This is a genomic window from Pseudomonas sp. 3A(2025), from assembly GCF_054589175.1.
Map to the genome: position 1 here is coordinate 43,121 of NZ_BAAILM010000113.1, position 25,136 is coordinate 68,256.

The 25,136-nt window shown below is 60.2% G+C and carries 23 protein-coding genes; 6 read left to right on the forward strand and 17 right to left on the reverse strand.

The features are described 5' to 3' along the window. Positions 1–73: 73 nt before the first annotated feature. Genes ACYP2A_RS26805 through ACYP2A_RS26815 form a run of 3 tightly spaced genes read right to left on the reverse strand, consistent with a single transcriptional unit; the run spans position 74 to position 2,135 of the window. A complete protein-coding gene (locus tag ACYP2A_RS26805) occupies positions 74–697 on the reverse strand; it encodes an SMI1/KNR4 family protein (protein WP_459748955.1) in 624 nt (207 codons plus the stop codon). Positions 698–714: 17 nt separating this feature from the next. Beyond that, positions 715–1,197, reverse strand: a complete 483-nt coding sequence (locus ACYP2A_RS26810) for a GNAT family N-acetyltransferase (RefSeq protein ID WP_459748956.1) — start codon at positions 1,195–1,197, stop codon at positions 715–717. Then, on the reverse strand, positions 1,194–2,135 hold the full coding sequence (locus tag ACYP2A_RS26815; protein WP_459748957.1) for a DMT family transporter: 942 nt from the start codon (positions 2,133–2,135) through the stop codon (positions 1,194–1,196). The genes ACYP2A_RS26810 and ACYP2A_RS26815 overlap by 4 nt, the downstream gene beginning before the upstream one ends. Positions 2,136–2,225: 90 nt before the next feature. On the opposite strand from ACYP2A_RS26815, the gene ACYP2A_RS26820 reads away from it, so the two are divergent. Then, on the forward strand, positions 2,226–3,158 hold the full coding sequence (locus tag ACYP2A_RS26820; RefSeq protein ID WP_459748958.1) for a LysR substrate-binding domain-containing protein: 933 nt from the start codon (positions 2,226–2,228) through the stop codon (positions 3,156–3,158). 58 nt (positions 3,159–3,216) lie between these two features. Here ACYP2A_RS26820 and ACYP2A_RS26825 read toward each other — a convergent pair whose 3' ends face one another. From ACYP2A_RS26825 to nikA, 6 genes are read right to left on the reverse strand one after another with little or no spacing between them, the layout of a single operon-like run. After that, entirely contained in the window at positions 3,217–4,047 is an 831-nt protein-coding gene (locus tag ACYP2A_RS26825; protein WP_459748959.1) for an alpha/beta fold hydrolase, read from the reverse strand. A gap of 50 nt (positions 4,048–4,097) precedes the next feature. Continuing rightward, positions 4,098–4,931, reverse strand: coding sequence for a nickel import ATP-binding protein NikE (gene nikE, locus ACYP2A_RS26830; protein WP_459748960.1), 834 nt, complete (start codon positions 4,929–4,931; stop codon positions 4,098–4,100). Next, entirely contained in the window at positions 4,928–5,698 is a 771-nt protein-coding gene (gene nikD / locus ACYP2A_RS26835; RefSeq protein ID WP_459748961.1) for a nickel import ATP-binding protein NikD, read from the reverse strand. Before nikD ends, nikE begins: the two co-directional genes overlap by 4 nt. Beyond that, the gene (gene nikC, locus ACYP2A_RS26840; RefSeq protein WP_459748962.1) at positions 5,699–6,544 is read right to left on the reverse strand and encodes a nickel ABC transporter permease subunit NikC; all 846 of its coding nucleotides are present in this window, start codon (positions 6,542–6,544) and stop codon (positions 5,699–5,701) included. Beyond that, positions 6,541–7,482, reverse strand: coding sequence for a nickel ABC transporter permease subunit NikB (nikB, locus tag ACYP2A_RS26845; protein ID WP_459748963.1), 942 nt, complete (start codon positions 7,480–7,482; stop codon positions 6,541–6,543). Before nikB ends, nikC begins: the two co-directional genes overlap by 4 nt. A gap of 1 nt (position 7,483) precedes the next feature. After that, positions 7,484–9,058 (reverse strand): nickel ABC transporter substrate-binding protein, encoded by a 1,575-nt coding sequence (gene nikA / locus ACYP2A_RS26850; RefSeq protein ID WP_459748964.1) that lies wholly within the window; start codon positions 9,056–9,058, stop codon positions 7,484–7,486. 87 nt (positions 9,059–9,145) lie between these two features. On the opposite strand from nikA, the gene nikR reads away from it, so the two are divergent. Together nikR and ACYP2A_RS26860 are read left to right on the forward strand one after the other, a co-directional pair. Beyond that, positions 9,146–9,565 carry a nickel-responsive transcriptional regulator NikR gene (gene nikR, locus ACYP2A_RS26855; protein ID WP_459748965.1) on the forward strand — a complete coding sequence of 140 codons (420 nt, stop codon included), beginning with the start codon at positions 9,146–9,148 and terminating at the stop codon, positions 9,563–9,565. 304 nt (positions 9,566–9,869) lie between these two features. Continuing rightward, on the forward strand, positions 9,870–10,421 hold the full coding sequence (locus ACYP2A_RS26860) for a Panacea domain-containing protein (protein ID WP_459748966.1): 552 nt from the start codon (positions 9,870–9,872) through the stop codon (positions 10,419–10,421). Between the two features lie 415 nt (positions 10,422–10,836). Here ACYP2A_RS26860 and ACYP2A_RS26865 read toward each other — a convergent pair whose 3' ends face one another. Beyond that, positions 10,837–11,994 (reverse strand): HlyD family secretion protein, encoded by a 1,158-nt coding sequence (locus ACYP2A_RS26865; protein ID WP_459748967.1) that lies wholly within the window; start codon positions 11,992–11,994, stop codon positions 10,837–10,839. Next, entirely contained in the window at positions 11,994–13,655 is a 1,662-nt protein-coding gene (locus ACYP2A_RS26870) for an MFS transporter (protein ID WP_459748968.1), read from the reverse strand. The genes ACYP2A_RS26865 and ACYP2A_RS26870 overlap by 1 nt, the downstream gene beginning before the upstream one ends. Positions 13,656–13,882: 227 nt before the next feature. On the opposite strand from ACYP2A_RS26870, the gene ACYP2A_RS26875 reads away from it, so the two are divergent. Then, the gene (locus ACYP2A_RS26875; protein WP_459748969.1) at positions 13,883–14,962 is read left to right on the forward strand and encodes an enoyl-CoA hydratase/isomerase family protein; all 1,080 of its coding nucleotides are present in this window, start codon (positions 13,883–13,885) and stop codon (positions 14,960–14,962) included. A gap of 2 nt (positions 14,963–14,964) precedes the next feature. Then, on the forward strand, positions 14,965–16,116 hold the full coding sequence (locus ACYP2A_RS26880; RefSeq protein WP_459748970.1) for an acyl-CoA dehydrogenase family protein: 1,152 nt from the start codon (positions 14,965–14,967) through the stop codon (positions 16,114–16,116). Between the two features lie 4 nt (positions 16,117–16,120). Here the strand turns inward: ACYP2A_RS26880 and ACYP2A_RS26885 are convergent, their stop codons facing one another. Both ACYP2A_RS26885 and ACYP2A_RS26890 read right to left on the reverse strand, forming a co-directional pair. Beyond that, positions 16,121–21,355 carry a dermonecrotic toxin domain-containing protein gene (locus ACYP2A_RS26885; RefSeq protein WP_459748971.1) on the reverse strand — a complete coding sequence of 1,745 codons (5,235 nt, stop codon included), beginning with the start codon at positions 21,353–21,355 and terminating at the stop codon, positions 16,121–16,123. A 76-nt stretch (positions 21,356–21,431) separates the two neighbouring features. Continuing rightward, positions 21,432–21,989 carry an NADPH-dependent FMN reductase gene (locus ACYP2A_RS26890; RefSeq protein WP_459748972.1) on the reverse strand — a complete coding sequence of 186 codons (558 nt, stop codon included), beginning with the start codon at positions 21,987–21,989 and terminating at the stop codon, positions 21,432–21,434. Positions 21,990–22,180: 191 nt separating this feature from the next. Here ACYP2A_RS26890 and ACYP2A_RS26895 point away from each other — a divergent pair, with 191 nt between their 5' ends. Continuing rightward, positions 22,181–22,393, forward strand: a complete 213-nt coding sequence (locus ACYP2A_RS26895) for a hypothetical protein (RefSeq protein WP_459748973.1) — start codon at positions 22,181–22,183, stop codon at positions 22,391–22,393. 33 nt (positions 22,394–22,426) lie between these two features. Here ACYP2A_RS26895 and ACYP2A_RS26900 read toward each other — a convergent pair whose 3' ends face one another. Genes ACYP2A_RS26900 through ACYP2A_RS26915 form a run of 4 tightly spaced genes read right to left on the reverse strand, consistent with a single transcriptional unit; the run spans position 22,427 to position 25,077 of the window. After that, positions 22,427–22,975 (reverse strand): GNAT family N-acetyltransferase, encoded by a 549-nt coding sequence (locus tag ACYP2A_RS26900; protein WP_459748974.1) that lies wholly within the window; start codon positions 22,973–22,975, stop codon positions 22,427–22,429. A gap of 12 nt (positions 22,976–22,987) precedes the next feature. After that, positions 22,988–23,758: a DNA polymerase III subunit epsilon gene (gene dnaQ / locus ACYP2A_RS26905; protein WP_459748975.1), complete on the reverse strand. Its 771-nt coding sequence runs from the start codon at positions 23,756–23,758 to the stop codon at positions 22,988–22,990. A 59-nt stretch (positions 23,759–23,817) separates the two neighbouring features. Next, complete coding sequence (rnhA, locus tag ACYP2A_RS26910) at positions 23,818–24,264, reverse strand: ribonuclease HI (RefSeq protein ID WP_459748976.1); 447 nt, start codon at positions 24,262–24,264, stop codon at positions 23,818–23,820. 54 nt (positions 24,265–24,318) lie between these two features. Next, entirely contained in the window at positions 24,319–25,077 is a 759-nt protein-coding gene (locus ACYP2A_RS26915; protein ID WP_459748977.1) for a methyltransferase domain-containing protein, read from the reverse strand. Positions 25,078–25,136 lie beyond the last annotated feature (59 nt).

Below are 25,136 nucleotides of genomic sequence, written 5' to 3' on the forward strand. Positions count from 1 at the left end.
GACTATCAAGCATGCGTTCACGGCTGACAACGAAACCTGTGAGTGGCTTCTGGAATGGGAAGGCGATCAGCTTTCAAATCGGCCGGTCCACAACCCTGGCGTTCCACTGCTCGCGGTAGCGTTCGCGCCAACCCGGACTGCCGTGATCCAGCCACACCAATGTCGCTTCAATGCTGTCGGCACTGATGATGAAACTGTCTATATGGTCGGCAATACGCTCATTCGACAGGTGCAGTGCATCAAGATAGCCATTGAAAGAGTCCGCCAGCACGACGTACTCGTTGCCTTGCTGACGGCGCCCGGTCCATGCCGGCAAGCCCGCCACCATCGCCGCGACGTCCTGGCGACCGTCGCGCAGGTCCAGCAGCAGGATGCTCGCACCCCCGTCGCGGCCGATAGGCAACAACCCGGTCATGGGGAAGTCGGGGTCCTTGAGCAACTGCACAAGTTCGAAAGGGTTGGATTCATACTCTTCAGCAGCATCCAGCCCATACAACGCAAAACTCAGTAATTCCTTATCGCCATTGGCCATGGTGGCGAGCACATCGTAGTCCAGATAGCCGCCGTTGCAGGTCTTGAGAAACTGTCGGTAATCGTCTGGCAAACGTGCGCCAAGGCTGGCTTCCAGTTGTGCGATGGCAGCGTCGGTGGCGCCTTCGCGCGTGTCGTCGAATATCAATCCACGGTAGTCAGTCATTCAGGCCTCGCAACGATTCAGGGGATGCGCCGGATACTCGCATAACTCAGGAGCAATGGCTTCTCCATGACAATGGTGCGCTCCTGGCCATGAAACTCATCCCGGACTTTTTGATAACCCAGGCCGGCGTAGAACCCCTGTGCGGTGATCGATGACGGCACGCGCAACGTGCCAACCCCTGAACTGACAGCGGTGGCATGAATAGCCTCCATCAGTTGCCTGCCAATCCCCCTGCCCTGATACAAGGGATCAACGAACACACTTCTGACCACATCGTAATCAAGGCTCGCCGTCGCGATCAGGCGCTCTGCTGACAGGGCTACGAACACGGTGCGTTTGTCGAGAAGCTCCTTGATGGCCTCTGGCGCGAAGCTCTTTTCAACCTGAGCGATGATCTCAGGCGAATAGTCCTGAGCATTCGACTCTCGCAACGCCGCAATCACTACACGGCTGATCGCGGCTGCATCGTCGTGCGTGGCGCGTCGAATCTGGCAGGTCATGCGGTGTCCCTCAATCTGTAAATCGCAAGTAGTGCGCCCGTCAATACAGCGGTCATCCCCAGCGTTTCATACACCGTCGGCAGGCGTTGCTCAAATGCCAGGCCCATGACAGTGGCGAAAAAGGCTTCAAGCGCCACAAGCTGCCCCGAAAGCACCATGGGCAGAACACGAGACGCCTTGTTCCACGCCCATGCCCCCAATACCGATGACAACACGGCAATGACAAAGGCCCACACATACAGGCGTCCTGCCTGAGCAAAGCCGGCACCTTGAGCAGGCATTTCAAACAGGTTGAATACATAACCTATGGGCACGATAAAAAGCATTCCCAGCGAACTGCCCACCATCATCAGTCCTGTCCAGGCACCGGTTGAGTGCGCGGCAATAGTGCCCAGACCCTTTTGATTCAACCAACTGAAAGCCAGCCATAACGCCACGGCCCCCAGAGAAAACAACACTCCCATTACAGGGGTGCCCGCTGAGGCCTGCGAGGTGTCGTGACCCAGGATATTGACCAGTAGCAAGCCGGACACCAGCAGCAACAAAGGCAATGCCAATTGTCGCCACGTCAGCACCTGGTCTTGCGCGTTACCCAGCAGCGCCAGGATCACGGGCACCACGGCAATAAATGCCGGCGTTAGAACAGGACCGCTGATCATCACGCCACAGGCAATGCAGATACCGTAGCCAAGGTAACCAATGACGCCTAGCGCCAATGCCATGAGTCGCATGGAACGTTTCAGCTCACGGACTCTGTGGCGCTCGACAATCATCCAGACGGCACCAATAACCCCGACGACCATGAACTTGACGGCCAGAAAATCGAACAGGCTGTAGCGCCCCGTGACGTAAGGAACAATGAAGTTCGTGCCCCAGCACAGGGTGGCGAATAGCGCAAACAGCACGCCTGCGGCCAAGGGATGGGCAGAGATGATCATGAACGACTCCAGGCAGAGGAGTCGCCAGCTTGTACGTTTGCGCCGTTATGTTAAAACGAGTTCTCAGCCCGCCATGCATAAGCCACGGTTATGAATTTACTCGGCCAGTCACTTCCTCCACTTGCCAGTTTGCTGCCCTTCGAAGCCGCCGCGCGGCTGGGTAGCTTTTCAAGGGCCGCTGACGAGCTGCACATCACTCAGGCAGCGGTCAGCCGGCAGATTCGCGGGCTTGAATCCGATCTTGGCGTCGTCCTGTTCGAGCGGCGTAACCGGGCTGTGTTTTTAACGCCGCAAGGGCAACAGTTAAGCCAGGTCGTCAGTGCCGCGTTGAACCAGATAGGCGCGGTGGCTGATGGTTTGCGCGATGCATCACGCAAACATCAGGTGGTCTTGCTTTCGCAGTTATGCGAGGCGTTTTACTGGTTGATGCCGCGCCTTGCCGGCTTTCATCAACGCCACCCCGATATCGAGATTCAAGTGGTGACTACCACGCAACCGCTGACTGAATTCGGCGGTCATTTCGACGTGGCGTTGCAAAGTACCGGACGAGCCAGCGGGCTCAGCCCACTGTTATTCACCGCCTCAGACAAAGTGTTCCCGGTGTGCAGCCCCGATTACCTTCAAACATCGCAGCCAGCCTTGAAAGTCGCCGACTTGATGCAGCACACACTGTTGCATCATCGCGCGACTCCACCTCATTTAATGGAGTGGGAAAGCTGGCTGGCCGAGTTCGGCGTGTTAATGGACAGGCGCAATAAACATCGTTACTTCGACAGTTACCCCATGATGCTTCAGGCGGCGGTGCAAGGGCATGGCATTGCCGTGGGTTGGGCTCGCACCGCAGGACGGTTGATTGAAAGCGGCGACTTGATAAGGCCCTGTGCTGAAAGCGTCCTGTTGCCGCAAGCCCTCTCGGTGTTTAAAAGCCCGATGGCGGCTGAACGAGCAGGCACGAACTCGCTGATAGAGTGGCTCAGGTCCGAATTACTGGAAGCGTCGTCGCCATTCAGACCTGCAAAATAATCTTGCCGACATTCTCCGAAAACTCCATGCGCCCCCTGTGGTTCTCGACTTGCGCCCGCTACCCGCAGATAAACGCCAGCAAATCCGCATTGATTCGGTCCGCATGGGTCGTCGGCATACCATGAGGAAGACCCGGATACGATTTCAGCGTGCCATGCTTCAACAGCTTCACCGACAACGGTGCGGAATCTGCAAATGGCACAATCTGGTCGTCTTCACCGTGCATGACCAGCGTAGGCACTTCAATCGCCAGCAGGTCTTCGGTGAAGTCGGTTTCGGAAAACGCTTCGATGCAGTCGTAATGCGCCTTGGCGCCGCCCATCATGCCTTGGCGCCACCAGTTATTGATCGTGCCTTGCGCAACCTGGGCATCGGGGCGATTGAAGCCGTAGAACGGACCCGTCGGGATATCCAGATAAAACTGCGCGCGGCCGGCAACCAGTGCGGCACGAAAGCCATCGAACACCTCCAGCGGCAGACCGCCAGGGTTGTTGTCCGACCGGACCATGATCGGCGGCACGGCGCTGATCAACACGGCTTTGGCAACCCGGCCGGGTTTGGCGCGGGCGGTGTAGCGCGCCACTTCGCCACCGCCGGTCGAATGGCCGACATGGATGGCATTTTGCAGGTCCAGCGCGTCGGTCAAGGCGATGACATCAGCGGCGTAGGTGTCCATTTCGTTGCCTTGCCAGGTCTGGGTCGAACGCCCGTGCCCACGGCGGTCGTGGGCGATCACCCGATAGCCTTCGAGCAGGAAGAACATCATCTGGTTGTCCCAGTCGTCAGCGCTCAACGGCCAGCCGTGGTGAAAGACAATGGGTGTAGCGTCTTTGGGGCCCCAGTCCTTGTAGAAAATTACGGTACCGTCCTGAGTGGTAATCGAGTTCATGGCGCGTCTCCCTTTTTAGCGTGTGGGTTACTGCACTGGGTGATTTGAACTCATTGAACCCTAGACGGTTTGCGCAAAAGATCGCCTGCCTGCTGTCGGCGAATCACCGGCCGCACAGGCAGCACCGCCGCTTGCTGCCGTCTGCCAGCCGGGTGCTCGAACTCAAGCCTTGACCCCACCGGCCGGTCTTCGACGATGCGCCCGCCGTCCAGTAACAACACGCGCTGGCAGAAATACTGCACCAGGCTCAGGTCGTGGCTGATCAGGACAAAGGCCGTCGAGCTTTCACGGCGCAAGGCATCCAGGCGCTGGAGCAATTGCAGTTGCAGCACCCGGTCGAGGTTCGACAAGGCTTCGTCGAGCACGATCAGTTCCGGCGCGATGGCCAGTGCACGCGCAATATTGGCGCGCTGCAGCTGGCCGCCGCTCAGTTGCTGCGGCAGGCTGTGCGCGTGTTCGGGGCGCAGGCCCATCTGTTCGAGCAACTGCACAACGCGGGCGTGCTGCTGTGTTTCGTTCAGGTCACTGAGGTGGCGCAGCGGCTCGGCGATGCTCCAGCCAATACTGCGCTGCGGGTTGAAAGCGCCGGGAGCGTCCTGAAAGACCAATTGCACCTTGCGCTGAAAATCACGCGCCGGCTCGCCGCGCAAACTGCTGACGTCTTGTCCGGCAAAGCTCACCTGGCCCCGGGTCGGTTTTTCCAGGCCCAGCAATAGCCTGGCCAGTGTGCTCTTACCGCTGCCGCTGCTGCCGAGCAGGCCAACCGACTCGCCGGCCTGCAGGTGCAGGTCGATACCGTCCAGCACCTGCAACCAGCCGCGTTTACGCAATAGCCCGCCGGTGCGGTAGCCGTGGTCGACGTGGTTAACATGCAGCAGGCTCATGACGGGCTCCCGGTGAGCATCTGGTGGGCTTGGAGCAAAGTCTGCGCGGTGTGGCTCTGCGGCCGGTCGAACAGGTCGTGCACGCTCTGGCGCTCCACGATATGCCCGCCGTCCATGACCACGACCTGGGCGGCGCAGCGCGCCACCACGCCCATATCATGAGTCACCAGCAGCACGCCCAACCCGTGGAGGTCGACCAGCTCCATCAGCAGGTCGAGAAAACGCGCCTGGCTCAACAGGTCAAGGTCGCTGGTCGGTTCATCGGCAAGTAGAAACGGCGTTTCGGCCATCAGCGCCAGCGCGATCATCATGCGTTGCAACATGCCGCCACTGAGCTGAAAGGCGAAGGATTCCAGTACCCGGCTGCGGTCGCTCAGGCCCACCGCGTCCAGGCATTCGTCCATGCGCTGGCGGGCGTCGCGGCCAGTGATACCGAGCGGCTTGAGCGTTTCCAGAGCATGCGCGGCCATGCTGCGCACCGGGTTGAACGCACTGCGCGGGTTCTGCAAGACCAGGCTGGCCAGCCGGCCGCGAACCTGGTGCGCCTCAACCGGATGGTCGTCGAGCAACAGTTGGCCGCGCGTGCGGCTCAGGCCGGGCGGCAACAGGTCGAGCAACCCGAGGCAGCTCAAGGATTTGCCCGAGCCGCTGCTGCCGACCAGCGAGCAGACTTCGCCACGGCGCAATTGCAGGTCCACGTCATGCACCAGCACGCCGGCAGGGCCCTCGATGCGTAGCCCGCGTATTTCCAGGGTCGAGGCGTTCATTCAGTGTTTCTCCGCTGTCGGATCGAGGCGATCGCGCAGCGCATCGCCCAACAGATTGAAGGCCATCACCGAGAAGAAAATCATCAGGCCGGGCAACAGCAACAACTGCGGATGGGTCCAGATGAACTCCTTGGCGTCGTTGATCATCACGCCCCACTCGGCAGTGGGCGGTGTGACGCCCAGGCCGAGAAAAGACAGCCCCGAGACGTGCATCATCATGTGGCCGATGTCCATGGTCGCCAATACCAGCAGGGGGCCGGCGACATTCGGCAGCACATGCTGGCGCAGCCGCGCCCAGCGCGAAGCACCGGCCAGCCGCGAAGCCAGAACGTATTCGCGACCACGCTGGGCAATCACCAGGCCGCGCACCATGCGCGCATACCAGGCCCAGTGCGACAAGGCGATGGCGACGATCACGTTGCTCAGGCCGGTGCCCAGCAGGGCGATGAAGAAAAAGGCCAGCACCAGGGTCGGAAAAGTCATGAACATGTCGCACAGGCGCATCAACAGCAGGTCGGTGCGCCCGCCAATAAACCCGGCCACGCCGCCGATAGCCAGTCCCAGGGCAAGCACCAGCGCCAGAGTCAGCATGACGCTGCCCAAGGACAACCGGGTGCCGACGATCAGCCGCGAAAGCAGGTCGCGGCCCAGATGATCGGTGCCCAGCCAGTGACTGGCATCGGGCGCTTGCAGGCGCTGGCCGAGGTCGACCAGGTCCGGGTCGTGCGGCGCGATCCACTGACCGAACAGTGCCAGCACGACCAGCAGACCGACCAGTACTGCCCCCAACAGCAAGCTGCCGTAACCCGCCAACACAGGTCGGCGCAGGATGGAAACAGCCTTCATGCGCTCACCCCTTGCAGACGGCTGCGCGGATCAAGCCAGGCATAGCAGACGTCGACTACCAGATTGCACAGCATCAACAGCCCGGTGAGCAGTAGCGTGAAGCACTGCATGACCGGAAAATCGCGGTTCAGCACCGCCGACACGGCAAAGCGGCCGACGCCGGGCCAGGCGAAAATGGTCTCGATCACCAATGCGCCGCCGATCAGTTCACCGACATGCATGCCGGTCGCAGTCACCAGCGGCAGCCAGGCATTGCGCAGAATATGGTCACGCCACACCCGACGCTCGGGCAGGCCACGGGCGCGGGCATAGATCACATGCCGCTGACCGCCGGCTTCGAGCAGGCTGGCACGCAGCAAGCGGGCGTTGATCGACATCGACATCAAGGCAATCGCCAGCACCGGCATCACCAGGTGACTGGCTGTGCCGCGCCCAAGCGGTGGCAGCCAGCCCAGCCATAACGAAAACAGGGCGATCAGCAAAAACGCCAGCCAGAAATTGGGCATCGACACGCCGAGGAAGGTCATCGCCCGCACCGTGTGATCGGGCCAGCGACCTTGCCAGCGAGCCGCCAGCAGCCCCAGCGGAATCGACAGCAACAGCGTACACACCAGCGCCAGACCGCCCAGTTGCAGGGTGGCGGGCAGGTAATAAAGCAGGTCGTCGAGCACCGGGCGGCCGGTCATGTACGAAATACCAAAATCCAGGTGCAAGGCTTTCCACAGCCAGGTGAGGTATTGCTCATACAACGGTCGGTCGAGCCCCAAGGTATGACGCACCTCGGCAATCGCCGCATCGGTCGGCGGAATGTGCGACAAGCGCAAAAAATCCAGCGCCGGGTCAGTGCTGCCCAGGTGCAACAGCACGAACACCAGCAACGAGACGCCGAGGATCACCGGCACCAGCAGCACCAGGCGCAGGCAGATATAGCGCAGCATGTCAGCGCTCCTGCTTCGGGGTCATGACTTCGAACGGCACATCGAACAGCGTGCTGCCGAATTGCACGTTGCTGACCGTGTCACGGCGCACGCTGATCGCGGTCAGGTAAGAAATCGGCAAGTACACCGCCTGCTCGTGCAGGGTGCCGAGGATAAAGCGGTACTGTTCGGCACGCTGTTGCTCATCGGTGCTGGCCAGCACCTCGCCGATGCGCCGGTCCAGCTCGTCCTTGATCGGCAGGCCACGCTGGGCCATGTAGTCGGCGTGCCCGGCGTAGCGCATCGAGCTGACAAACGAATGCGGGTCGTACGGCGCGCCCCAGGTATCGGCGAAGATCATGCCGAAGTCGCCCTCACGCTGACGCCGCACCATGGCGCCCTCCTCCACGGCGCGCAAGACGATCTGGATGCCGACCTTGGCCAGTTCGCCCTGCAGCACTTCGGCGAGGCTTTTCTGCAAGGCGCTGGTGCCGAGAAACACCAGTTCGATCGACAGCGGCGTGCCGTCCTTGCTGCGCACCGAGGCACCGGCAGCAAGTGTCCAGCCGGCGGCATCGAGGCTGGCAGTGGCTTGCGCGGGGTCGAAGCGGTAAGGCTTCAGATTGAGGTCGGCGTAAGGCATGTTCGGCGCGAACAGTGCGTCGGCGCGTGGCTCCAGACCATAAAGAATCTTGTCGATGATGGCCTGCTTGTCGACCGTCTGATTGATGGCCTGACGCACGGCAAGATCGCCGGTGGCGCCACGACCAGTGTTCATCGCCAGGGTGCGAGTGGCCAGCGGCGCCGACAGCGCAGTAGCAAACCCCTGGTCGCGCAAACGCACGAAGGTGCCGGCGGTGATCTCGCCGGCAGCGCCCTGAATCAGCTCCAGCTCACCGGCTTGCAGGGCCAAGGCACGGCTGTTGGGGTCGGGAATGACCTTGACCATGACCTCGCCATAGGCCGGCTTCGGCCCCCAGTATTCAGGGTTACGCACGAAGCGGTCGTATTCGCCCAGACGCGCTTCGGCGCGCATCCACGGCCCGGTGCCGGCAGGCTGGCCCGGCCTGGCCTGGGGTGAGCCGAAGCGCAGCGGGCGAACCTGGGCCAGCTCCATCAACGTCGGGTAATACGGGTGCTTGAGCACCAGGCGCAGGGTCAGCCGGTCCGGGGCTTCGATGTGATCAAGGGTGGTGACCAGTTCGAGCCAGCGATGACGCTGGCTGTTGGCCAGGACCGCGTCCAGATTGGCCTTGGCTGCCGCCGCATCGAACGCGGTGCCGTCACTGAAACGCACGCCGTCGCGCAGGGTGAAAGTGTACGTCTTGCCGTCGGCGGACACTTGCCAGGCCGTGGCCAGCCAGGGCTCAACCGTACCTGCGGCGGTGTAGCGCACCAGTGGCTCGTAGACCATGGCCTGAGCGTACATCTGATTGGGCGAATAGCCACGCGGGTCGAGCGGCCCGGCATTGACCGGCCACGAATAGACCAGCGTGGGACCGTGATCGCCCGTGCTGGCGGCCTGCGCAAAGAAGCTTGCGGCGAGCAAGAGAAGGCCCCAGAGGGCGGGCTTTTGTTTGCCGGTCGGCTGCTTCAAACTGCGGTCCCCACTTCAACGGAGGCGGTAGCCTAAAGAGCGGTGGGTATGATGTCTATGCAAAATCATCTTACTGGAAGTAACAAAATGCAACGGATCACCATCACGCTGGACGAAGAACTGCTTGAGGTCATCGACCGGCGGGTGACCGAGCATGGCTATCAGGGCCGCTCCGAAGCCATACGCGACCTGCTGCGCACCGGCATGCGCGAGTCAGAGCCGCTGGCACCAGAGGCCGAATGCGTGGCGGTGGTCAGTTACCTGTACGACCATGAAACCCGCGAGCTGCCCAAACGCCTCAATCAGACCTTTCATGCCCACCACGACCTGACCCGCTCGACACTGCACGTGCACCTGGATGCCGGTCACTGTCTTGAGGTGTCGGTGCTACAGGGTCAAAGCGGGCAAGTGGCCGAGCTGTCGCGCCAATTGATGACCGAGCGCGGTGTCGAACACGGGCAAGTGCAGATGATGCCGGCACCGGGGAAAGGATCGGTGGATCGTTGATTTCCTTGGGTGATTGTCGGTCGTTGCTCATTACAGAAGTAGGAGTATTCCGAAAATTCTGGAATCCTCTCTCGTAATCGAGTAAGCGCTTGTTCATCTCTTGCCTGTTCACTAACCTGAGACGTGCTACCACAGTCCAGAATCGCGGCCAAAAGCCGATATCCATGAGATGAGCGGGCTCTACAGGACCACTTGTCCACTTTGAAGTGACGCCTGAACGACTCCGTTGACTAATGGATAAACTGACTGACAATCGCGCCCCTGCGAACCCAAATGCCCATGGATGGTGCAAGAGAGGTGACTCTTGATTTTTTCCGAACAAAAAGTGGCCCAGATGGCGGCTTTCTTTTTGGCTCGCCGTGAAGCCCCGATGGCTCACATCAAGCTAATGAAGCTGCTTTATCTGGCTGACCGCTTGAGCATGGAACGGTATGACGTTCCTATGACCGACGATGTTCACTGCAACATGAAAAACGGCCCGGTCCTTTCAGCCACACTGAATCTGATGAACGGATCCAGGCAAAGCAAGGCATGGAGTGCGTTTGTTGCTCCCATCCAGAATTTCGAGCTCAGCTTGCAGAGAGACTTCGCCTGGGATGAGCTGGATGAGCTTTCTCGTGCAGATGTCGCCATTCTCGATGAAGTGTTTGAAAAATATGGCCGCATGACCCGATGGGCGCTTGTGGATCTTCTCCACACACTTCCCGAATGGGAAAACCCCGGTAACTCGAGTAAAGCGATTGATACCGAGGTGACGTTCCAGTCTTTTGGTTTCAGCAAGGCGCAGGCTCATGAGAAGGCTGAGATGCTTAATGCCCGCCGTCAGCTAGGTCAGAAACTCTCAGAGATGTCGTAATGCCAAGGACTGTTTTTCAGCAAGGAACGCTGTTGATCCAAACCGGGCCATCACATCATCTTCACATCGTAATGAATGACCCTGTGTTGTGTGGCGAGTTAGGCGAACTTAGCGTGTTGGTAGTCAATATTTCCTCTGTTAAAGACAAAGACGGGGGAAAACATGATTCGACGTGCATTCTTCCTACCGGTTGTCACCCCTTCGTGCGCCAGGGCAGTTGGGTCGTGTACGGCGAAGCCGTGGTACTGCGTCTTCCTCGTCTGGAAGCCGATATTGCCGCAGGAGGCACTATTGCTCGGCCTCCTGTGAATATCGATGTATTCCTCCAGGTTAGATGCGGCTTTGATATATCGCCTCGGGTAAAACCCAAGATTGGCCGGTATCTACGTTGTCATGGAATCTGAATAATCGATCCCTATGGTTTTATCTGTGCGTCTTCACCCGCCGTATCGATACTGACCACCACCGACATCCCCGGCCTTAGTCGTCTGGCCAGTTCCTGCCCGGCATCCACGCTGATACGCACCGGAATGCGCTGAGAGATTTTCACGAAATTGCCGGTCGCATTGTCGGCCGGTAACAGGCTGAATTCCGAGCCCGTGGCGGGCGAGATGCGCTCTACCCTGCCCGTCAGTTTCTGGTGATTCAGCGCATCCACGGTAAAGCTCACCGGCTGGCCCAGTTGCACATGGGCCATCTGGGTTTCTTTCATGTTGGCAATCACCCACAGGGTGTCGGGCACCAGCGCCATCAATTGCGCACCGGAGTTGACGTACGCACCGAGGCGTACGCCAATCTGGCCCAGTTGCCCATCGCGCGGGGCGGTGATGCGGGTGTTGTCCAGGTCGATACGCGCCAGTTCCACGGCGGCCTGGGCGTTGACCACCTGAGCCTCGAGCGAGTCGCGGTTGACGATAACCGTTTGCAGGTCTTCCCTGGCGATCTGGATGGCAGCGCGAGCTTCGGCGACAGCCGCCTGGGCCTGGGCATCGGCGGCGCGGGCAACGTCGAGTTCGCTGCGTGATACCGAACCATCGGTGACCAGCGCCTGATTGCGTTTCAGGTCAGCGGCGCTTTTGCGGCCCTGGGCGATGCTGCTTTGCAGGCTGGCTTCGCGCTGAGCAATGGTCGCCTCGGCGCTGCGCCGTTGTTGCAGGTTATTGGCCAAGGCGGCTTTTTGTACGCCGACCTGGGCCTCGGCCTGTTCCAGCCGCTGCTTATAGATGCGGTCGTCGAGGCGCACCAGCAGGTCGCCGGCTTTGACGTGCTGAAAGTCCTGCACGGTGACTTCATGCACATAGCCGCTCAACTGCGGGCCAATCAACGTGGTCTGGCCGCGCACCAGGGCGTTTTCGGTGCTTTGCACTTTGCTGGTGAAGGGCGGCAGCTCCCAGGCATAAAGCACCAGCAAAATGCCGCCGATGGCAATCAGGGCAAACACGGTCGTGGACAGCACACGGGCACGGGTCGAGCGCGGCTGGACGGTGGCTGGCGAAGTCAGCGGCGCCGGTGGCGGGTTGCTGGCGGCGGCCGGAGTGGAAGCTGGCGGGTCGTTGCGAGTCGTGTCGTTCATTAATTTTGCGCACTACTGGAAGATACGGGAGCCGCCGACAGCGGCGCGACAGGTCGGGTGGTCATTTTCAGCCACAGCACGCGAAAGCTGATCCACACCATGGTCAACACAGCGATCAGGGCAATGAGCATGAACACATCGTTATAGGCCAGCACATTGGCCTCGCGGGTTGCGGTCGTCGACAACGCGCGCATGGCTTGGGATGTACGCGCAGCCGGGTCGGCGATCACCCCGGCATAACTGGCCGCGCCGCTTTGCAGGCGGGCTTGCACCAACGGGTCGAACAGGGTCAGGTGTTCAACGAGCTGGCTGGAGTGAAACTTCTCGCGCACCACCTGAAAGGTGCCTAGCGCCGCCGAGCCGATCAGGCCGCCGAGGTTTTGCGCGATCCCGAACAGCACCGAGAAACTGACCATGTTGCGTGGGTTGGCCAGTACCCCGCTGATGCCCATTACCAGCGTCGGGCCCAGAAAGAAAGTGCCGCCGAACGCCAGCAGAAACTGGCTGAGGTACATGTTTTCCGGGCGGGTCTGATAGGTCGAACCGCTGTCCATCCAGGCACCGGTGGCCATCATCGCCAGCGATACCAGCAGCGGTTTGACCAGGTGCGACGGATGTATGGTCAGGGCGCTGACGACCAGCCCGGCGATACTGCCGACCAGCATCACCAGATACAGGCTGTGCAACTGCTCGCTGCCCAGGTTCAGGGTCTGGAAAAAGCCCACCGCGCCAATCGATTGTTCCGACAGCACAACGCGAAACAACATGACCGCCAGCCCCAGCCGCAGGATTGCGCCGCTGCCCAGCCAGCGGGTGATCAGCAGCGGGTTGCGGCGATTGTGTTCAATGGCCAGCCCCGCGCAAATCAGCGCGATGGACGCCGCCGACGCAAGACCGATCCACGGCGCCTCCAGCCACCATTCGATACGCCCCAGCGACAGCACGGCACACAGCAGCGCCACACCGGTAGCAAGCAGGCCGAAGGTCAGGAAGTCGAGTTTTTCGAAGGCCTTGAAGCGGTCGCCCGGCGGCAGTTTGAGCATCAGTACGCAGCCCAGCGAGAGCATCGCCATGCCCAGTTCGAACAGGTACAGGCCACGCCATTCGGCGATTTGCAGCAGGTCTTCGGAAATCAGCCGGGCCATGGGCGTGGCCAGTTGCGCAGTGCCCAGGCCCAGCACCAACGCCTTGAGCCGCCATTTTTGCGGAAAGGCCTGAATCATGTAGTACAGCCCCAGCGTACTCAACGCTGCACCGACCATGCCGTGAGCGGCGCGCACAGCGATAGCCGAGTCGATGTCGTTGACGAACAGGTGGGCCAGGGTCACCAGCGCATAGAGCACCAGAAACAGCTCGGTGAAGGCACGCAGACCGTACTGCTGACGGAACTTCACCAGCAGCAGGTTCATCGAAACATTGGTCATGATGTAAGCCGCCGGCAACCAGGCAATGTCTTGCGAGGTTGCACCCAATGCACCTTGCAGGTACGGCAGGTTGGCGACTACCAGGGCGTTGCCCAGCCCGCCGGTCAGCGCCACGATCACCCCGACCAGCGCAAAGGCCCAGCGCTTGTGCGTAGGGTGCAAGGGCGTTGAAGGCGAACCCGGCATGGTCGGCCGCTCGTGGGGCTGCCACTGGCGAGGCGCGTACTTATCTTTCATCGTCTGGGGTTTTCATGAGCAGAGTCTTTCATGAGCGGGCGTTTTTAGAGGCAGACCTAGAAAATTCAAGGGTGTGACATTGGCGGCAGCCGGAATACTCAGCAACATCTGCAAATACACGCCACTGTCAGCCAGTGAAGCCTAATCGGCTGTAAAGCACCAGAGACACTTGAGGGTTGGAGCTATGCTGTGGCTATCCGCGAAATACCCAGTACAAGGAGTTCACCATGAGTTCATCGCAGGCCTCTCAGGTCAGCCAAAAGCCCATCCTGATCGAGGTACGCAATCACATCGGTCATCTGGTGCTCAACCGCCCGGCGGGCCTGAATGCCCTGGACCTGCACATGGTCCGTACCCTGCAAGCGCAGCTCGATGCCTGGGCCGCGGATGACGATGTCTATGCCGTGGTGCTGCGCGGTGCCGGGGGCAAGGCGTTTTGTGCCGGCGGCGATATTCGTGCGCTGTACGACAGCTACACCAGCGGCCAGGATCAGCACCTGCGTTTTTTCGAAGAAGAGTACGCGCTGGACCTGAGCATTCACGACTACCGCAAACCGGTGCTGGCCTTGATGGATGGCCTGGTTCTGGGCGGCGGTCTGGGGCTGGTACAGAGCGCTGATTTACGGGTGGTCACCGAGCGCAGTTCGCTGGGCATGCCGGAGGTGGCCATCGGTTACTTCCCGGATGTCGGCGCCAGCTACTTTCTGCCGCGCCTGCCCGGCGAGCTTGGCCTTTACCTGGGCGTCAGCGGCGTGCGAATCGGCGCGGCCGATGCCTTGTATTGCGGGCTGGCCGATTGGCACATGCCCAGCCAGTCGCTGTCACGCCTGGACCACATGCTCGACCACCTGAAATGGAAAAGCGCGCCGCTCAAGGATTTGCAGGGGGTGATGGCAAAGCTCGGCACCCAGCGCCTGCCTGACCCGCCGCTGCAGGCCTTGCGTACGGCCATCGATCATTTTTTCGCCCTGCCCGACATCGCCAGCATCATCGAGCAATTGCAGCAGGTCACTGTCGCCGGCAGCCGCCAATGGGCGCTGGACACCGCCGCCGCCTTGCAAAGCCGCTCGCCGCTGGCCATGGCCGTGACTCTGGAATTGCTGCGCCGTGGCCGGCAACTGCCGCTGCAGGAGTGCTTTGCACTGGAGCTGAGCCTGGACCGGCAATGGTTTCAACACGGTGACCTGATCGAGGGCGTGCGCGCCCTGATCATCGACAAGGACAAGCAACCGCGCTGGCAGCCTGCCACTGTGCAGGCCCTCAAGGATGAACATGTGCAGCGTTTCTTCACGACAGCGGAGAGCTGAACATGCATGACATCGAACTGAGTGAAGAGCAGGTGATGATCCGCGACATGGCCCGGGATTTTGCCCGCAATGAAATTGCCCCGCATGCCAAGGCATGGGAGCAAGCCGGCTGGATCGACGACGCGCTGGTCGCACGCATGGGTGAGTTGGGCCTGCTGGGCATGATCGTTCCCGAACAATGGGGCGGCAGTTATGTCGACTATGTAGCCTATGCCCTGGCGGTGGAGGAAATCTCTGCCGCCGATGCAGCCACCGGCACGTTGATGAGCGTCCACAGCTCGGTGGGTTGTGGGCCGATTCTCAATTACGGCAATGACGAGCAGAAAAACACCTGGCTGGCGAAACTGGCTACCGGACAAGCCATCGGCTGCTTTTGCCTGACCGAACCGCAAGCCGGTTCCGAGGCGCATAACCTGCGCACCAAAGCCGTGTTGCAGGGTGGACAGTGGGTGCTCGATGGAACCAAGCAATTCGTCAGCAATGGCCAGCGGGCACAACTGGCCATCGTGTTTGCGGTGACTGACCCCGCGCTGGGTAAAAAGGGTCTGTCGGCGTTTCTGGTGCCCACCGACACACCGGGCTTCAACGTCGAGCGTCGCGAGCACAAGATGGGCATCCGCGCCTCGGACACCTGCGCCATCAGCCTGACCGACTGCCGTATTCCGGCCGCCAACCTGCTGGGTGAACGCGGCAAGGGCCTGGCAATTGCCCTGTCCAACCTGGAAGGCGGGCGCATCGGCATCGCCGCCCAGGCGCTGGGCATTGCCCGTGCGGCCTTTGAGGCGGCGCTGCTGTATGCCCGTGACCGGGTGCAATTCGACAAGCCGATCATCGAGCATCCCGGCGTCGCCAATCTGCTGGCCGACATGCACACGCGCATCAATGCCAGCCGGCTGCTGGTTTTGCATGCAGCACGACTGCGCAGCGCCGGCCTGCCCTGCCTGTCCGAGGCCTCGCAGGCCAAGCTGTTTGCTTCGGAAATGGCCGAGCAGGTGTGTTCAAGTGCCCTGCAGATCCATGGCGGCTATGGCTACCTGGAGGATTACCCGGTTGAACGCTATTACCGCGACGCGCGGATCACCCAGATCTACGAAGGCACCAGCGAGATCCAGCGTCTGCTGATCGCCCGCGAGTTGCGGCATTATTTGCCGTAAACCCTTACGCCCGCGTGGCGAACCTCTCGCGGCCCAACAGGCTGATGAGCAAGGCCACGGAGTCAGCGTTTTTCAGCATGATTGCACTGCGCTTTTGCGCGTTCACGTAAAACACGTCCCGTGCTTCTTCGAGAGTGTTCTTGCCGGTAATCCTCAGGATACTGGTCTTGCCATCCTTGTCGCGCCGGCGCAGATCCTCCCAGACGCCGTCCTTTAACTGGCGAAACAACTCACTGCGATCAGTGTTCCAGGACAAGGTGCGTTGCTGCGCGGCGATCACCTGGTCGCGCACGCGCTTTCGATAGCCTGCCGTGTCTTCGAGCATGTCGATGTACGGGCTATTGGCGTCGACATAGGCAATGTCATCGGTCTTGCAGTACAGATGGGATAATTCATGAAGCAGCACCACGGCCCGGTGGTGCGTGCCGTAATTGAAGCTGCTTGCCCGCCAGATCCTGCTTTTGAGACGAAATACCGGTGTCTGAAAGAAGCGCTCGGTCAAAAAGATACGCTTCTGCGGGTCGGAATCGAAGGTGAACGCCATGGAGTCTTCATGGCCTAGCCTGCTCAAGCCCACGACATAACGCTCAGAGCGATAAGGAGACAGTGAGTTGTCCAGCAGGCCTCTGTAAATAGCCTTGATCGTGTCGCCAATGGCGTCGCACAGCGCCTGATCAGGCTCAGTAACGCTGAAAAACTCGCCAATGATTTTTTTGCTGCGTTCGCTGCGAAGGTTGGACGGCGTATGCGGCGCCAGATTATCCAGACAGTTTTCCAGGTACTGACGTGCCTGGGTATGCGCCTCGGCAATGTACTGGGACTTGTCGCGAAATTTCTGGCGAATTTCCGGCATGCTGCGGGCCTGGACGATCATGACCTGATTGACCAGGCTGTCCAGCGCCACCTCACGCACACGGCTGACCACGCCACCTCCGCCTTTGAGCCCGCCCTGAATATCCAGTTGCCACTGAAGCTGCTCGTTAAGCTTGATGGGTGGCCCTACCCGGTCATCTACCACAATGTAAGAGGCCTCGGCGCTGAACAGAATCTGATAGACCTGTCCACCGACCCCGGCGTAGCGCTTGCTGGTACGGGTATCCAGATAAAAGTTGTAAGCCTCGTCTTTTTGCAGGGTGTCAAGCACCACATCATGGGCTTCGAATTGCTGCAGGCGGGCCTGCAACTCGGTACTCAGGGTATTGTTGCCCCAGTTGAACACCGGAAAGGCCATTGGCTCTATTGCGCTCTCCGGCTCCGGCACAGCCTCGGCAGCGGCATCGGGCTGCATTTGCGCGGTTTCGCGGTTGGAGATCAGCAGTCCCAGTGCCGTCATGAACTGCATCAAGGCCTTGCCCCACTGCTCTTTCGAGCCTGACTTGAAAGAGTCGTGAAACAGGTCCTTGGCTTGCCACAAAGCCACCAGAAAGCCCACCCGCCCAGGGAGCAGGGCCAGCACCTGCTCGCCTCCCAGCGTCATCAGATAGTGGGAAGACAAGCGATTTGTTTCAGCCGTGGTGACGCTTTCCTGCCCGGCTTTCAACATCAGCGTTTGCACAGTGCCCTCGAACAAAAGCTGCATGGCATTGCCCTGAAACGGCGTGATCTTGATAGTGACCGGCGCAGGTGCGCCTAAAGGAATATCCAGGGAGGACTCGACACTGAATGGCACATGTGGCTCGATAAATCCGCCGTTGTCGTAGAGCTTGCGCGCATAGGTATCGACCCTGCCGAGAATGCACGTTTGCAGTTTCAGATCAGTGTGCAGATCGGCCAGCAACTCCGCACGCCCTGCATACTCTTTAAACACAAAGCCCTCATAAAGAATCATGTAAAGCACCCATGGTCCGTCCTGCGGTTCAATGGGGGCTATCACATAAGCACCCGTGACAGGATTGGGTGCCAGCCCCTGATCCTCGACCCATAACTGCAGCGGGCTGATCATCACATGACGCTCAAGCATGGGCAGGCGAGCCAGCGCATCGGGCATGCTCATCACCGCGCAGATGAACATGAAGGCTTTGCCGCTCAGTTCAGCGGATATCTGCATCTTGATGGCCTTGAGCATTTCCGTCAGCGGCATCTGTTGGTAGAAGTAACCCCTGCGCGTCAGGTAATCCGGGGCGTCTTCAGACAGCTTGAGCTTCAGTTGGGCGCGGTACTTCGCTGCCACATCCAGAGATTCAACCAGGCTCTTCAAGGCCTCCAGGCTAATGATGTCCTTGAGTGACTGCCCTTTTTCGTCAGACAGACTGATGAGCCCATCCTGCAGTTGAGCAAAGCGGTTGATTGCATACTCTGTCAGGGTTTCAGTGACCCGGCGGGTCGCCGCTGGCAACCCGCCTGGAGTTTGTCCTGCGCCGACCGGAATGCCGATGTAACGGGTCGAGGTGACCATGATCTGCTCGGGATCCAGAGACTGACCGGGATATTCGTCATCCAGCTTTGCCTGCACGAGCGTACGCGCGTAGTCGGTCAGTTCGGGTATGCCATACCGGTAATCGGGCTCGGCAGAGAAGATCATGAAAAACCTCCGGACAAGCCAGCTCAATACAATCAGATCCCTTATCGAGGCGCCCCTGACCCAGTCAGGAAGACTCAGGTTGCTGAGCAAGGTGTCGAGCAGCGCCGCCACATCGTTGAGCTGCTGGCGATTCATGTCATCGCTCTCGGTAGCGCCCAGGGCATTGCGCATCAACTGCGAATCCAGTTGCCATGCCCGGCTGCTGTGCAGCATGTCCATGACTTCCAGCCTGTTGCGTACAAACTCCGCCTGTTGCAGCGCCTGAATGAAGTGGCCTTCGATCGGCTGCAACTGGATACGCAGCATCGCCATGTCAGGTCGATTGAGGTAACTGCGCATCGCCGGCCGATCAGCCGGTAGCAGCATTTCCTGCCAGTGTTCGAACCAGTTGTGATAACGCAATCGATAGTTGAGGGCTGTTTCCAGGTCGGCCAACGAATCGTAGCCTTCCAGCCCCATGTACACCGACCAGAGGGCAATGCGCCCGGTGCCTGAGTGCGAGCGCAGCACGAAGGTATTGCTCCATTCCATGACCGCCAGATTCGATGCCAGCTGACAACGCAAGGTGCACACCTCAAGGCGCTGATCGCCCTCGGCCAGCCGCAACAGCTCAAGCGGACGGTCGAGCACACGGCCGAGCATGTCCTTGATGTCCTTGTCGCCCGGCTCCAGGCGCCGCTCCATAGTCAGTTCGAAGCGCAGGGCTCGCTCGCGGGTGATGACGGCCAGCGCACCGGGGTCCAGTTGCATGTCCTGCCAGCGCATCGTCCGGGTACAAAACCTGCGTAACTGACGCTCATAAAGCCGGGTGAAATCGTTTTGCACCAGCACCAGCACTTGCTCGATCAGATCGGGTGTCAACCCCGCAACCGCCTGGGCACTCTCAGGATCGACCGAAAGCGTCCTGATACTGCTGCCTTGGGTAAAAGGCTGAGGATTGAATCCGTTGACCTGCTCCAGAGCCACATCGATCAGCGCCTTATGGCTCTGATCGGCGTAATGCACCTGCAGGTCACGTGCATCGGTCGAGGAAAGATCGAAAACGGCCAGGTAGCGATTCAGTGCATGCCGCACACAGCCCCCCGGCCCTTCGTGCAACTGGCTCTGGCACTCGATCAGCCAGTCCAGCTTCTGCACCTGATCGAACCAGGTGCCGGTGTCCTCCAGCACGATGCCATCGACCGCCTGGCCTGGATGTGCCGTGGCTGCCAGGCCGGGTTGCGGCACTGGCAGAGCGTTGGCCGGCCAGATTTGCGCAAACGACCAGAGTCCTGCGCGCCAGCGGCCTGAATCGTGCAATGTCAGTAGACGACGATCAATCAGAGCGCGTACATCCAGCGCATCATCGACTCTGACCGGCGAGTGCAGGTCCGCGATCGCAGGCAGGGTCAGTACATACGCCAGGTTACGTTTGTTCAAAGCAATGATCGTGTCGATGACCTTGAGTGCCCAGGGTGACTGCAGCGTTTCAAGGTGCAGCGAACGCTCGCCCTGGCCTTGCACGAGGGGGTGGTCATTCAAGGAGGTATGGCACAGCAGCTCGACCTTGCCTGCAACACTTTCCAAGTGCTCGATCAGCTTCTTTTTACTCTCGACGCGGCGCAGGCCATGCGAAGTCGAATACATGAACAGACAGGGCAGGTTCGCTACCTCAATCTCGATCAGCAGCATGCCGGCCAGCTTGACCGGCTCCTGCTCGCCAATACGCAGGGCCATGCGCTCGACTTTGATCGATTGATCCACATCCCCGCTCAGGCCCACGTCAGACAGCCTGCCGAGCAGGTAAAACGCCTCGGCACTCAACACGCCGGCAGCACGTTGGTGCAATAACGTCTGGCGCAAGAACCCGGCCAGCGCCCGCGCCATTTTTTCGCGCCTGGAAAGCGCACCCGCCTGGGTGCTTGCCCAGTAGTCGGTCAACAGCCGCTCATAGGCTGCAGGCAAAGAGCCGTTGGTATCGGCCAGCGCCTGGATATACGAACGAGACTGGTCGTCTGTAAGCGTTTGCCCTTGCGCACCCAAAAAACGTCTTTGCAGGGTGGGCTTCAACTGTCGGCCACTGAACAGATCGAATGCTGCCTCGACCAGGCTCTGGGTGCCGCTGACGTGCTCTGCTGCCCGGTTGTGCGCAGCGGGGTCAACCTTGACGACTTGCAGCAGATGACTGAACACATCGAGCTGTGTGCCGGGCATTTTCAACGTGATCTGCTCCTGCAAGGCCCTGCCAAGCGCCTGACGCAAGGTGGGCAGCTCATGCAGTTCGTCGAGCAGAGTGTCCAGATGATGACTCTGCTGCTTGAGTATCATCAGCATCCGCTGCTGGAACAGGTCGTCGTCGACCCACTCGGCCTCTAGCTGCGACGCCGCAGAAGCACCAAGAGCGAATCGCTGTTTCACCGCATCGATCAGCGCCGCCCGATCAGTAAATCGTTCGATACCCGACAATAAGGTACTGAGAAACGCAGGTCCGGCGGTGACCGTCGTATCGGTGATCATCCAGGCACTGGCGAGCTCGTCATGCTCCGGCGTGGCATCGCCGATCAGCAGCCTGTCGACCCGAGGCATGGGCGATGTATCGTTATCGGCGTCCAGCGGAGCGCTCAGACGGGCAAGCCACTGGCTCTGAGCATCGTCGATGCGCGAGGCCGTCAACGCCGCCTTGACATCCTGGGTGAAGCGCGTGCGCAACGAATCGCTGTAAAAATACGGCGTGGCCATAGCTCTTTTCCTTGGATAAAAAGGAAAAGAGCTTACGCAGGGCCTGACAGGGCCCTGCGCTACATATTGATAGTGATCAGGCGCGGTTCTTCTCGACCCAGGCGGCAAAGGTGTCGATGAAGGTTTGCAAGAAACCACGAGTGCGTTCGTTCAACTGGCCGTTCTCGTCGAAGCCGGCGCCGATGTTGCCCAGATAGGCCTCAGGTTGTTGCAGGCAGGCGACATCGAGAAACACCAGCGACTGGCGCAGGTGATGGTTGGCACCAAAGCCGCCGATAGCGCCGGGTGATGCACTGACCACAGCGCCCGGCTTGCCGCTGAAGGCGCTCTTGCCGTAAGGGCGGGAGCCGACGTCGATGGCGTTTTTCAGGGCGCCAGGGACAGAACGGTTGTATTCGGGGGTCACGAACAGCACACCGTCGGCTGCTGCGAGTTGTTCACGAAAAATGCTGTAGGCTGCCGGCGGGCTCTCGCCGTCGATGTCTTCGTTGTACAGCGGCAGGTCGCCGATTTCGACTATGTTCAGGCTCAGGCTCGGCGGCGCCAGTTCGGCGAAAGCCAAGGCGATTTTGCGGTTGATCGAGTCTTTTCTGAGACTGCCGACCAGTACGGCAATGGAATGGACCTGACTCATGTAAGCTCCTGCTCTGCGGTTTGAGGAGTCATGAGTTATAGATCAAGCGCGACCCGGGTTGTATAAAGCCTGTGCTTTTCTTTTTACGACAGCACAGGAAGCGACCGGGCGGCGAACTCAATTTCGTTTTGGTGGTCTACAGGGCCAATTGGCAAGCAAAATCCGTGGTTCTTCACAGAGGTTCAAGGCAAATGGCTTCAGTTATGGTTGGACAGTTTCAGGCAAGAGATGCCGAGGGGCGCGTCTACCCGATGCATGAATTCCAAGAGGCAAAGATCGACGAAGCCGGTGATGCGAGTGTGGTGACCACTTACCGCCTGGCAATCGGCGATCGGGTCAACCACCTGGGTGGCGATGAGTTCGAGCTGGTACAAAGCGGCATCAAGATGATTCGCATCGCTTGATGATCCAGGTGGTTCTGAGTCGCCCGGCGCGACTCAGGCGGCCTTGAAGATCAAGTACCAGAAAATACCGGTTTCACGGGTGTGCGCATCGATACCGCGATAACACAGGTGATCGACGCTGCCGACCACAAACCCGAAGTTTTCATACAGCATGCACGCCGCCAGATTGTTGTTCTGGGTCTCCAGTACAACCCCCGCCAGATTGCGCTCTTCGCTCCATGCCCTTGCCTTTTCGAGCAGTGAACGCGCAACCCCCGTGCGCCGTGCCGGCCTGTCCACGGCCAGTTCATCGATATAGGCAAAGCCGTTCCAGTGCATGCGCAGCACGATATGCCCGACTGCCTGCTCGCCCCACCAGGCGACCAGTACCGTGGACTGACTGGCCTGACGGCGGTCGCAGAACTCCTGGGAGTCGATGCAGTAGTTCTTCTCGAAAGGCTCGACCTCATCCACCCGCCAGGCCGCTACCGGCTCGCCGACGCGTGCGTGGGCGTAGCCGTGCACCATAAAGGTGAAGTCACCGTTCAGAAGGTAGTCTTCGAACGTTTCGTCAGCGGCACGAATGCTCAGGATGTGGACCATGGCGCGATGAACTCAGGACGCCGCCGGTTGCCCGGCTTCCAGCAATTGCGCCCATAGCGACGGTGCACCGGCGGCCTTGGCGATGATTGCCAGACGCGCCTGATGCTCGGCCAGTTCGCTGTCGCTGGCACGGATGATCCGCGAGGCCGGGCGATTGGCCGGCAAACGACGGATTTCACTCGGCCGGCTCGCGTCGCCGTCGCCGCCCTCAGCGCCCTGGCCAGACAGTGACAAGGTGGTCTGGCCACCGGTCATCGCCAGGTAAACGTCAGCGAGAATCTCGGAGTCGAGCAAGGCGCCGTGCAGCTCACGCCCTGAGTTGTCTACGCCATAGCGTTTGCACAGGGCATCGAGGCTGTTGCGCTGGCCGGGGTGGCGCTCACGAGCCATGAGCAAGGTGTCGAGCACCGTGCAGTATTGGGTAACGTCGGTTTTGTCCGACTGGCCGATCAGGGCAAATTCGTTGTTGATGAAACCAACGTCGAACGCCGCGTTATGAATGATCAGCTGTGCGCCACGAATGAACTCGTAGAACTCGTCGGCCACCTCGGAGAAGCGCGGCTTGCCGACCAGAAATTCGTTGGTGATGCCGTGCACACCGATTGCGCCCTCGTCGCTTTCGCGATCAGGCTGCAGATAAACGTGAAAGTGCCGGCCGGTCAGGCGCCGGCCGATCAGCTCGACACAACCGATCTCGATGATGCGGTGGCCTTCGGTCACCGGCATGCCGGTGGTCTCGGTGTCGAGCACGATCGAGCGGTTTTCGATGTTTTGCAATGCCATGGTTCGTTGCCTCTTGTGCAGGCGGCGATCTTAACATGGGCTTACCGCTTACCGGGACCTCAAGCCTTGCCGCGCACCTCATCCACGCCACGGTTGGCCAACTGGTCGGCACGTTCGTTGCCGGGGTGGCCGATATGGCCGCGCACCCACTGCCATTTGACCTGATGGCGATTGACCTGCTCGTCGAGCAATTGCCACAGGTCGGCATTTTTGACCGGTTCTTTGGCGGCGGTTTTCCAGCCGCGCTTCTTCCAGTTGGTCATCCACTCGGTGATGCCTTTCATCACGTACTGCGAGTCGGTAACCAGGGTCACTTCGCAGGGGCGCTTGAGGGCTTCAAGGCCACGAATGGCGCCGGTCAGTTCCATACGGTTGTTGGTGGTGTTGGCTTCGCCACCCCAGAGTTCCTTTTCCTGGCCCTTGCAGACCAGCAACGCGCCCCAACCGCCAGGTCCGGGATTGCCCTTGCAGGCACCGTCGGTAAACAGTTCAACGGATTCGCTCATCAATCTCTTCCCAAATAACGGTAATACCAAGGCTTGGGCATCGGTTGACAGGGGTCAGGGCTCACAACCGTCACGGCTGACCTTGGCCAGCGGCATCGGGATCAGCTTGCCCAAGGGCTCGCGCCGCACCTGACGCAGTGGACGCAAGCCCACCACCAGTTTGCGTGCGACCAGCAGATAAAATCCGCCGCCCAGCGCCTGCCGGCTGTGGCCCCAGCCTTCCAGCCCTTGCAGGCGTGCCTGCCAGTTTGCCGATGCAAACGGCGGACGATAGCACCCGAAGCGGCGCTTCTCCAGCGCAAAGCCCAGCAGGTTCAGCCAGTCGACGACCCGTGAGGGCGAAATACAGCGGGCCTTGCGCAAAGCACCGCGACTGAATAACCGCCGCACTCCCCAGGTGCTCCAGGGGTTGATGCCGACAATCACCAGGTGTCCGCCGGGGCGCACACTGCTGGCCGCCTCACGCAGCAGGCCGTGGGGCGAAAGACAGAAATCCAGACCGTGCTGCAGCACCACGATATCGGCAGCGTGCTCGCTCAGGGGCCAGGCCAGTTCTTCACAGACAATCTCCGTGCCCGGCAAGGGTGCCCCCAGACGTACGGTACGCTGCACTTGCGGTGCCTGTGGCGGGTTCTGCGCCGTGGGGCCGTAATGCACCAGGTAGCCACCAAAGAAACGCGCCAGTTCCTCTTCGAGCACCCGGCGTTCTTCTTCGACCAGCATGTGTCCCAACGGACCGGACAACCATTCACGGGCCGCCAGGGTCAATGCCAGCCATTGCGGATCGGCCTGGGCAAACGCTTGATCGGTCATCGGTGTATTTCCTCCGGGAGCTTGCGGCTCGACGAGCCTGTGTACAGACCCTAAGATGC

Excerpts from the sequence above, each read along its gene's own strand:
- ACYP2A_RS26805 (WP_459748955.1), bottom strand. The coding sequence starts at position 697 with ATGACTGACTACCGTGGATTGATATTCGACGACACGCGCGAAGGCGCC.
- ACYP2A_RS26810 (WP_459748956.1), bottom strand. The coding sequence starts at position 1,197 with ATGACCTGCCAGATTCGACGCGCCACGCACGACGATGCAGCCGCGATC.
- ACYP2A_RS26815 (WP_459748957.1), bottom strand. The coding sequence starts at position 2,135 with ATGATCATCTCTGCCCATCCCTTGGCCGCAGGCGTGCTGTTTGCGCTA.
- ACYP2A_RS26820 (WP_459748958.1), top strand. The coding sequence starts at position 2,226 with ATGAATTTACTCGGCCAGTCACTTCCTCCACTTGCCAGTTTGCTGCCC.
- ACYP2A_RS26825 (WP_459748959.1), bottom strand. The coding sequence starts at position 4,047 with ATGAACTCGATTACCACTCAGGACGGTACCGTAATTTTCTACAAGGAC.
- nikE (WP_459748960.1), bottom strand. The coding sequence starts at position 4,931 with ATGAGCCTGCTGCATGTTAACCACGTCGACCACGGCTACCGCACCGGC.
- nikD (WP_459748961.1), bottom strand. The coding sequence starts at position 5,698 with ATGAACGCCTCGACCCTGGAAATACGCGGGCTACGCATCGAGGGCCCT.
- nikC (WP_459748962.1), bottom strand. The coding sequence starts at position 6,544 with ATGAAGGCTGTTTCCATCCTGCGCCGACCTGTGTTGGCGGGTTACGGC.
- nikB (WP_459748963.1), bottom strand. The coding sequence starts at position 7,482 with ATGCTGCGCTATATCTGCCTGCGCCTGGTGCTGCTGGTGCCGGTGATC.
- nikR (WP_459748965.1), top strand. The coding sequence starts at position 9,146 with ATGCAACGGATCACCATCACGCTGGACGAAGAACTGCTTGAGGTCATC.
- ACYP2A_RS26865 (WP_459748967.1), bottom strand. The coding sequence starts at position 11,994 with ATGAACGACACGACTCGCAACGACCCGCCAGCTTCCACTCCGGCCGCC.
- ACYP2A_RS26870 (WP_459748968.1), bottom strand. The coding sequence starts at position 13,655 with ATGAAAGATAAGTACGCGCCTCGCCAGTGGCAGCCCCACGAGCGGCCG.
- ACYP2A_RS26875 (WP_459748969.1), top strand. The coding sequence starts at position 13,883 with ATGAGTTCATCGCAGGCCTCTCAGGTCAGCCAAAAGCCCATCCTGATC.
- ACYP2A_RS26880 (WP_459748970.1), top strand. The coding sequence starts at position 14,965 with ATGCATGACATCGAACTGAGTGAAGAGCAGGTGATGATCCGCGACATG.
- ACYP2A_RS26885 (WP_459748971.1), bottom strand. The coding sequence starts at position 21,355 with ATGGCCACGCCGTATTTTTACAGCGATTCGTTGCGCACGCGCTTCACC.
- ACYP2A_RS26890 (WP_459748972.1), bottom strand. The coding sequence starts at position 21,989 with ATGAGTCAGGTCCATTCCATTGCCGTACTGGTCGGCAGTCTCAGAAAA.
- ACYP2A_RS26895 (WP_459748973.1), top strand. The coding sequence starts at position 22,181 with ATGGCTTCAGTTATGGTTGGACAGTTTCAGGCAAGAGATGCCGAGGGG.
- ACYP2A_RS26900 (WP_459748974.1), bottom strand. The coding sequence starts at position 22,975 with ATGGTCCACATCCTGAGCATTCGTGCCGCTGACGAAACGTTCGAAGAC.
- dnaQ (WP_459748975.1), bottom strand. The coding sequence starts at position 23,758 with ATGGCATTGCAAAACATCGAAAACCGCTCGATCGTGCTCGACACCGAG.
- rnhA (WP_459748976.1), bottom strand. The coding sequence starts at position 24,264 with ATGAGCGAATCCGTTGAACTGTTTACCGACGGTGCCTGCAAGGGCAAT.
- ACYP2A_RS26915 (WP_459748977.1), bottom strand. The coding sequence starts at position 25,077 with ATGACCGATCAAGCGTTTGCCCAGGCCGATCCGCAATGGCTGGCATTG.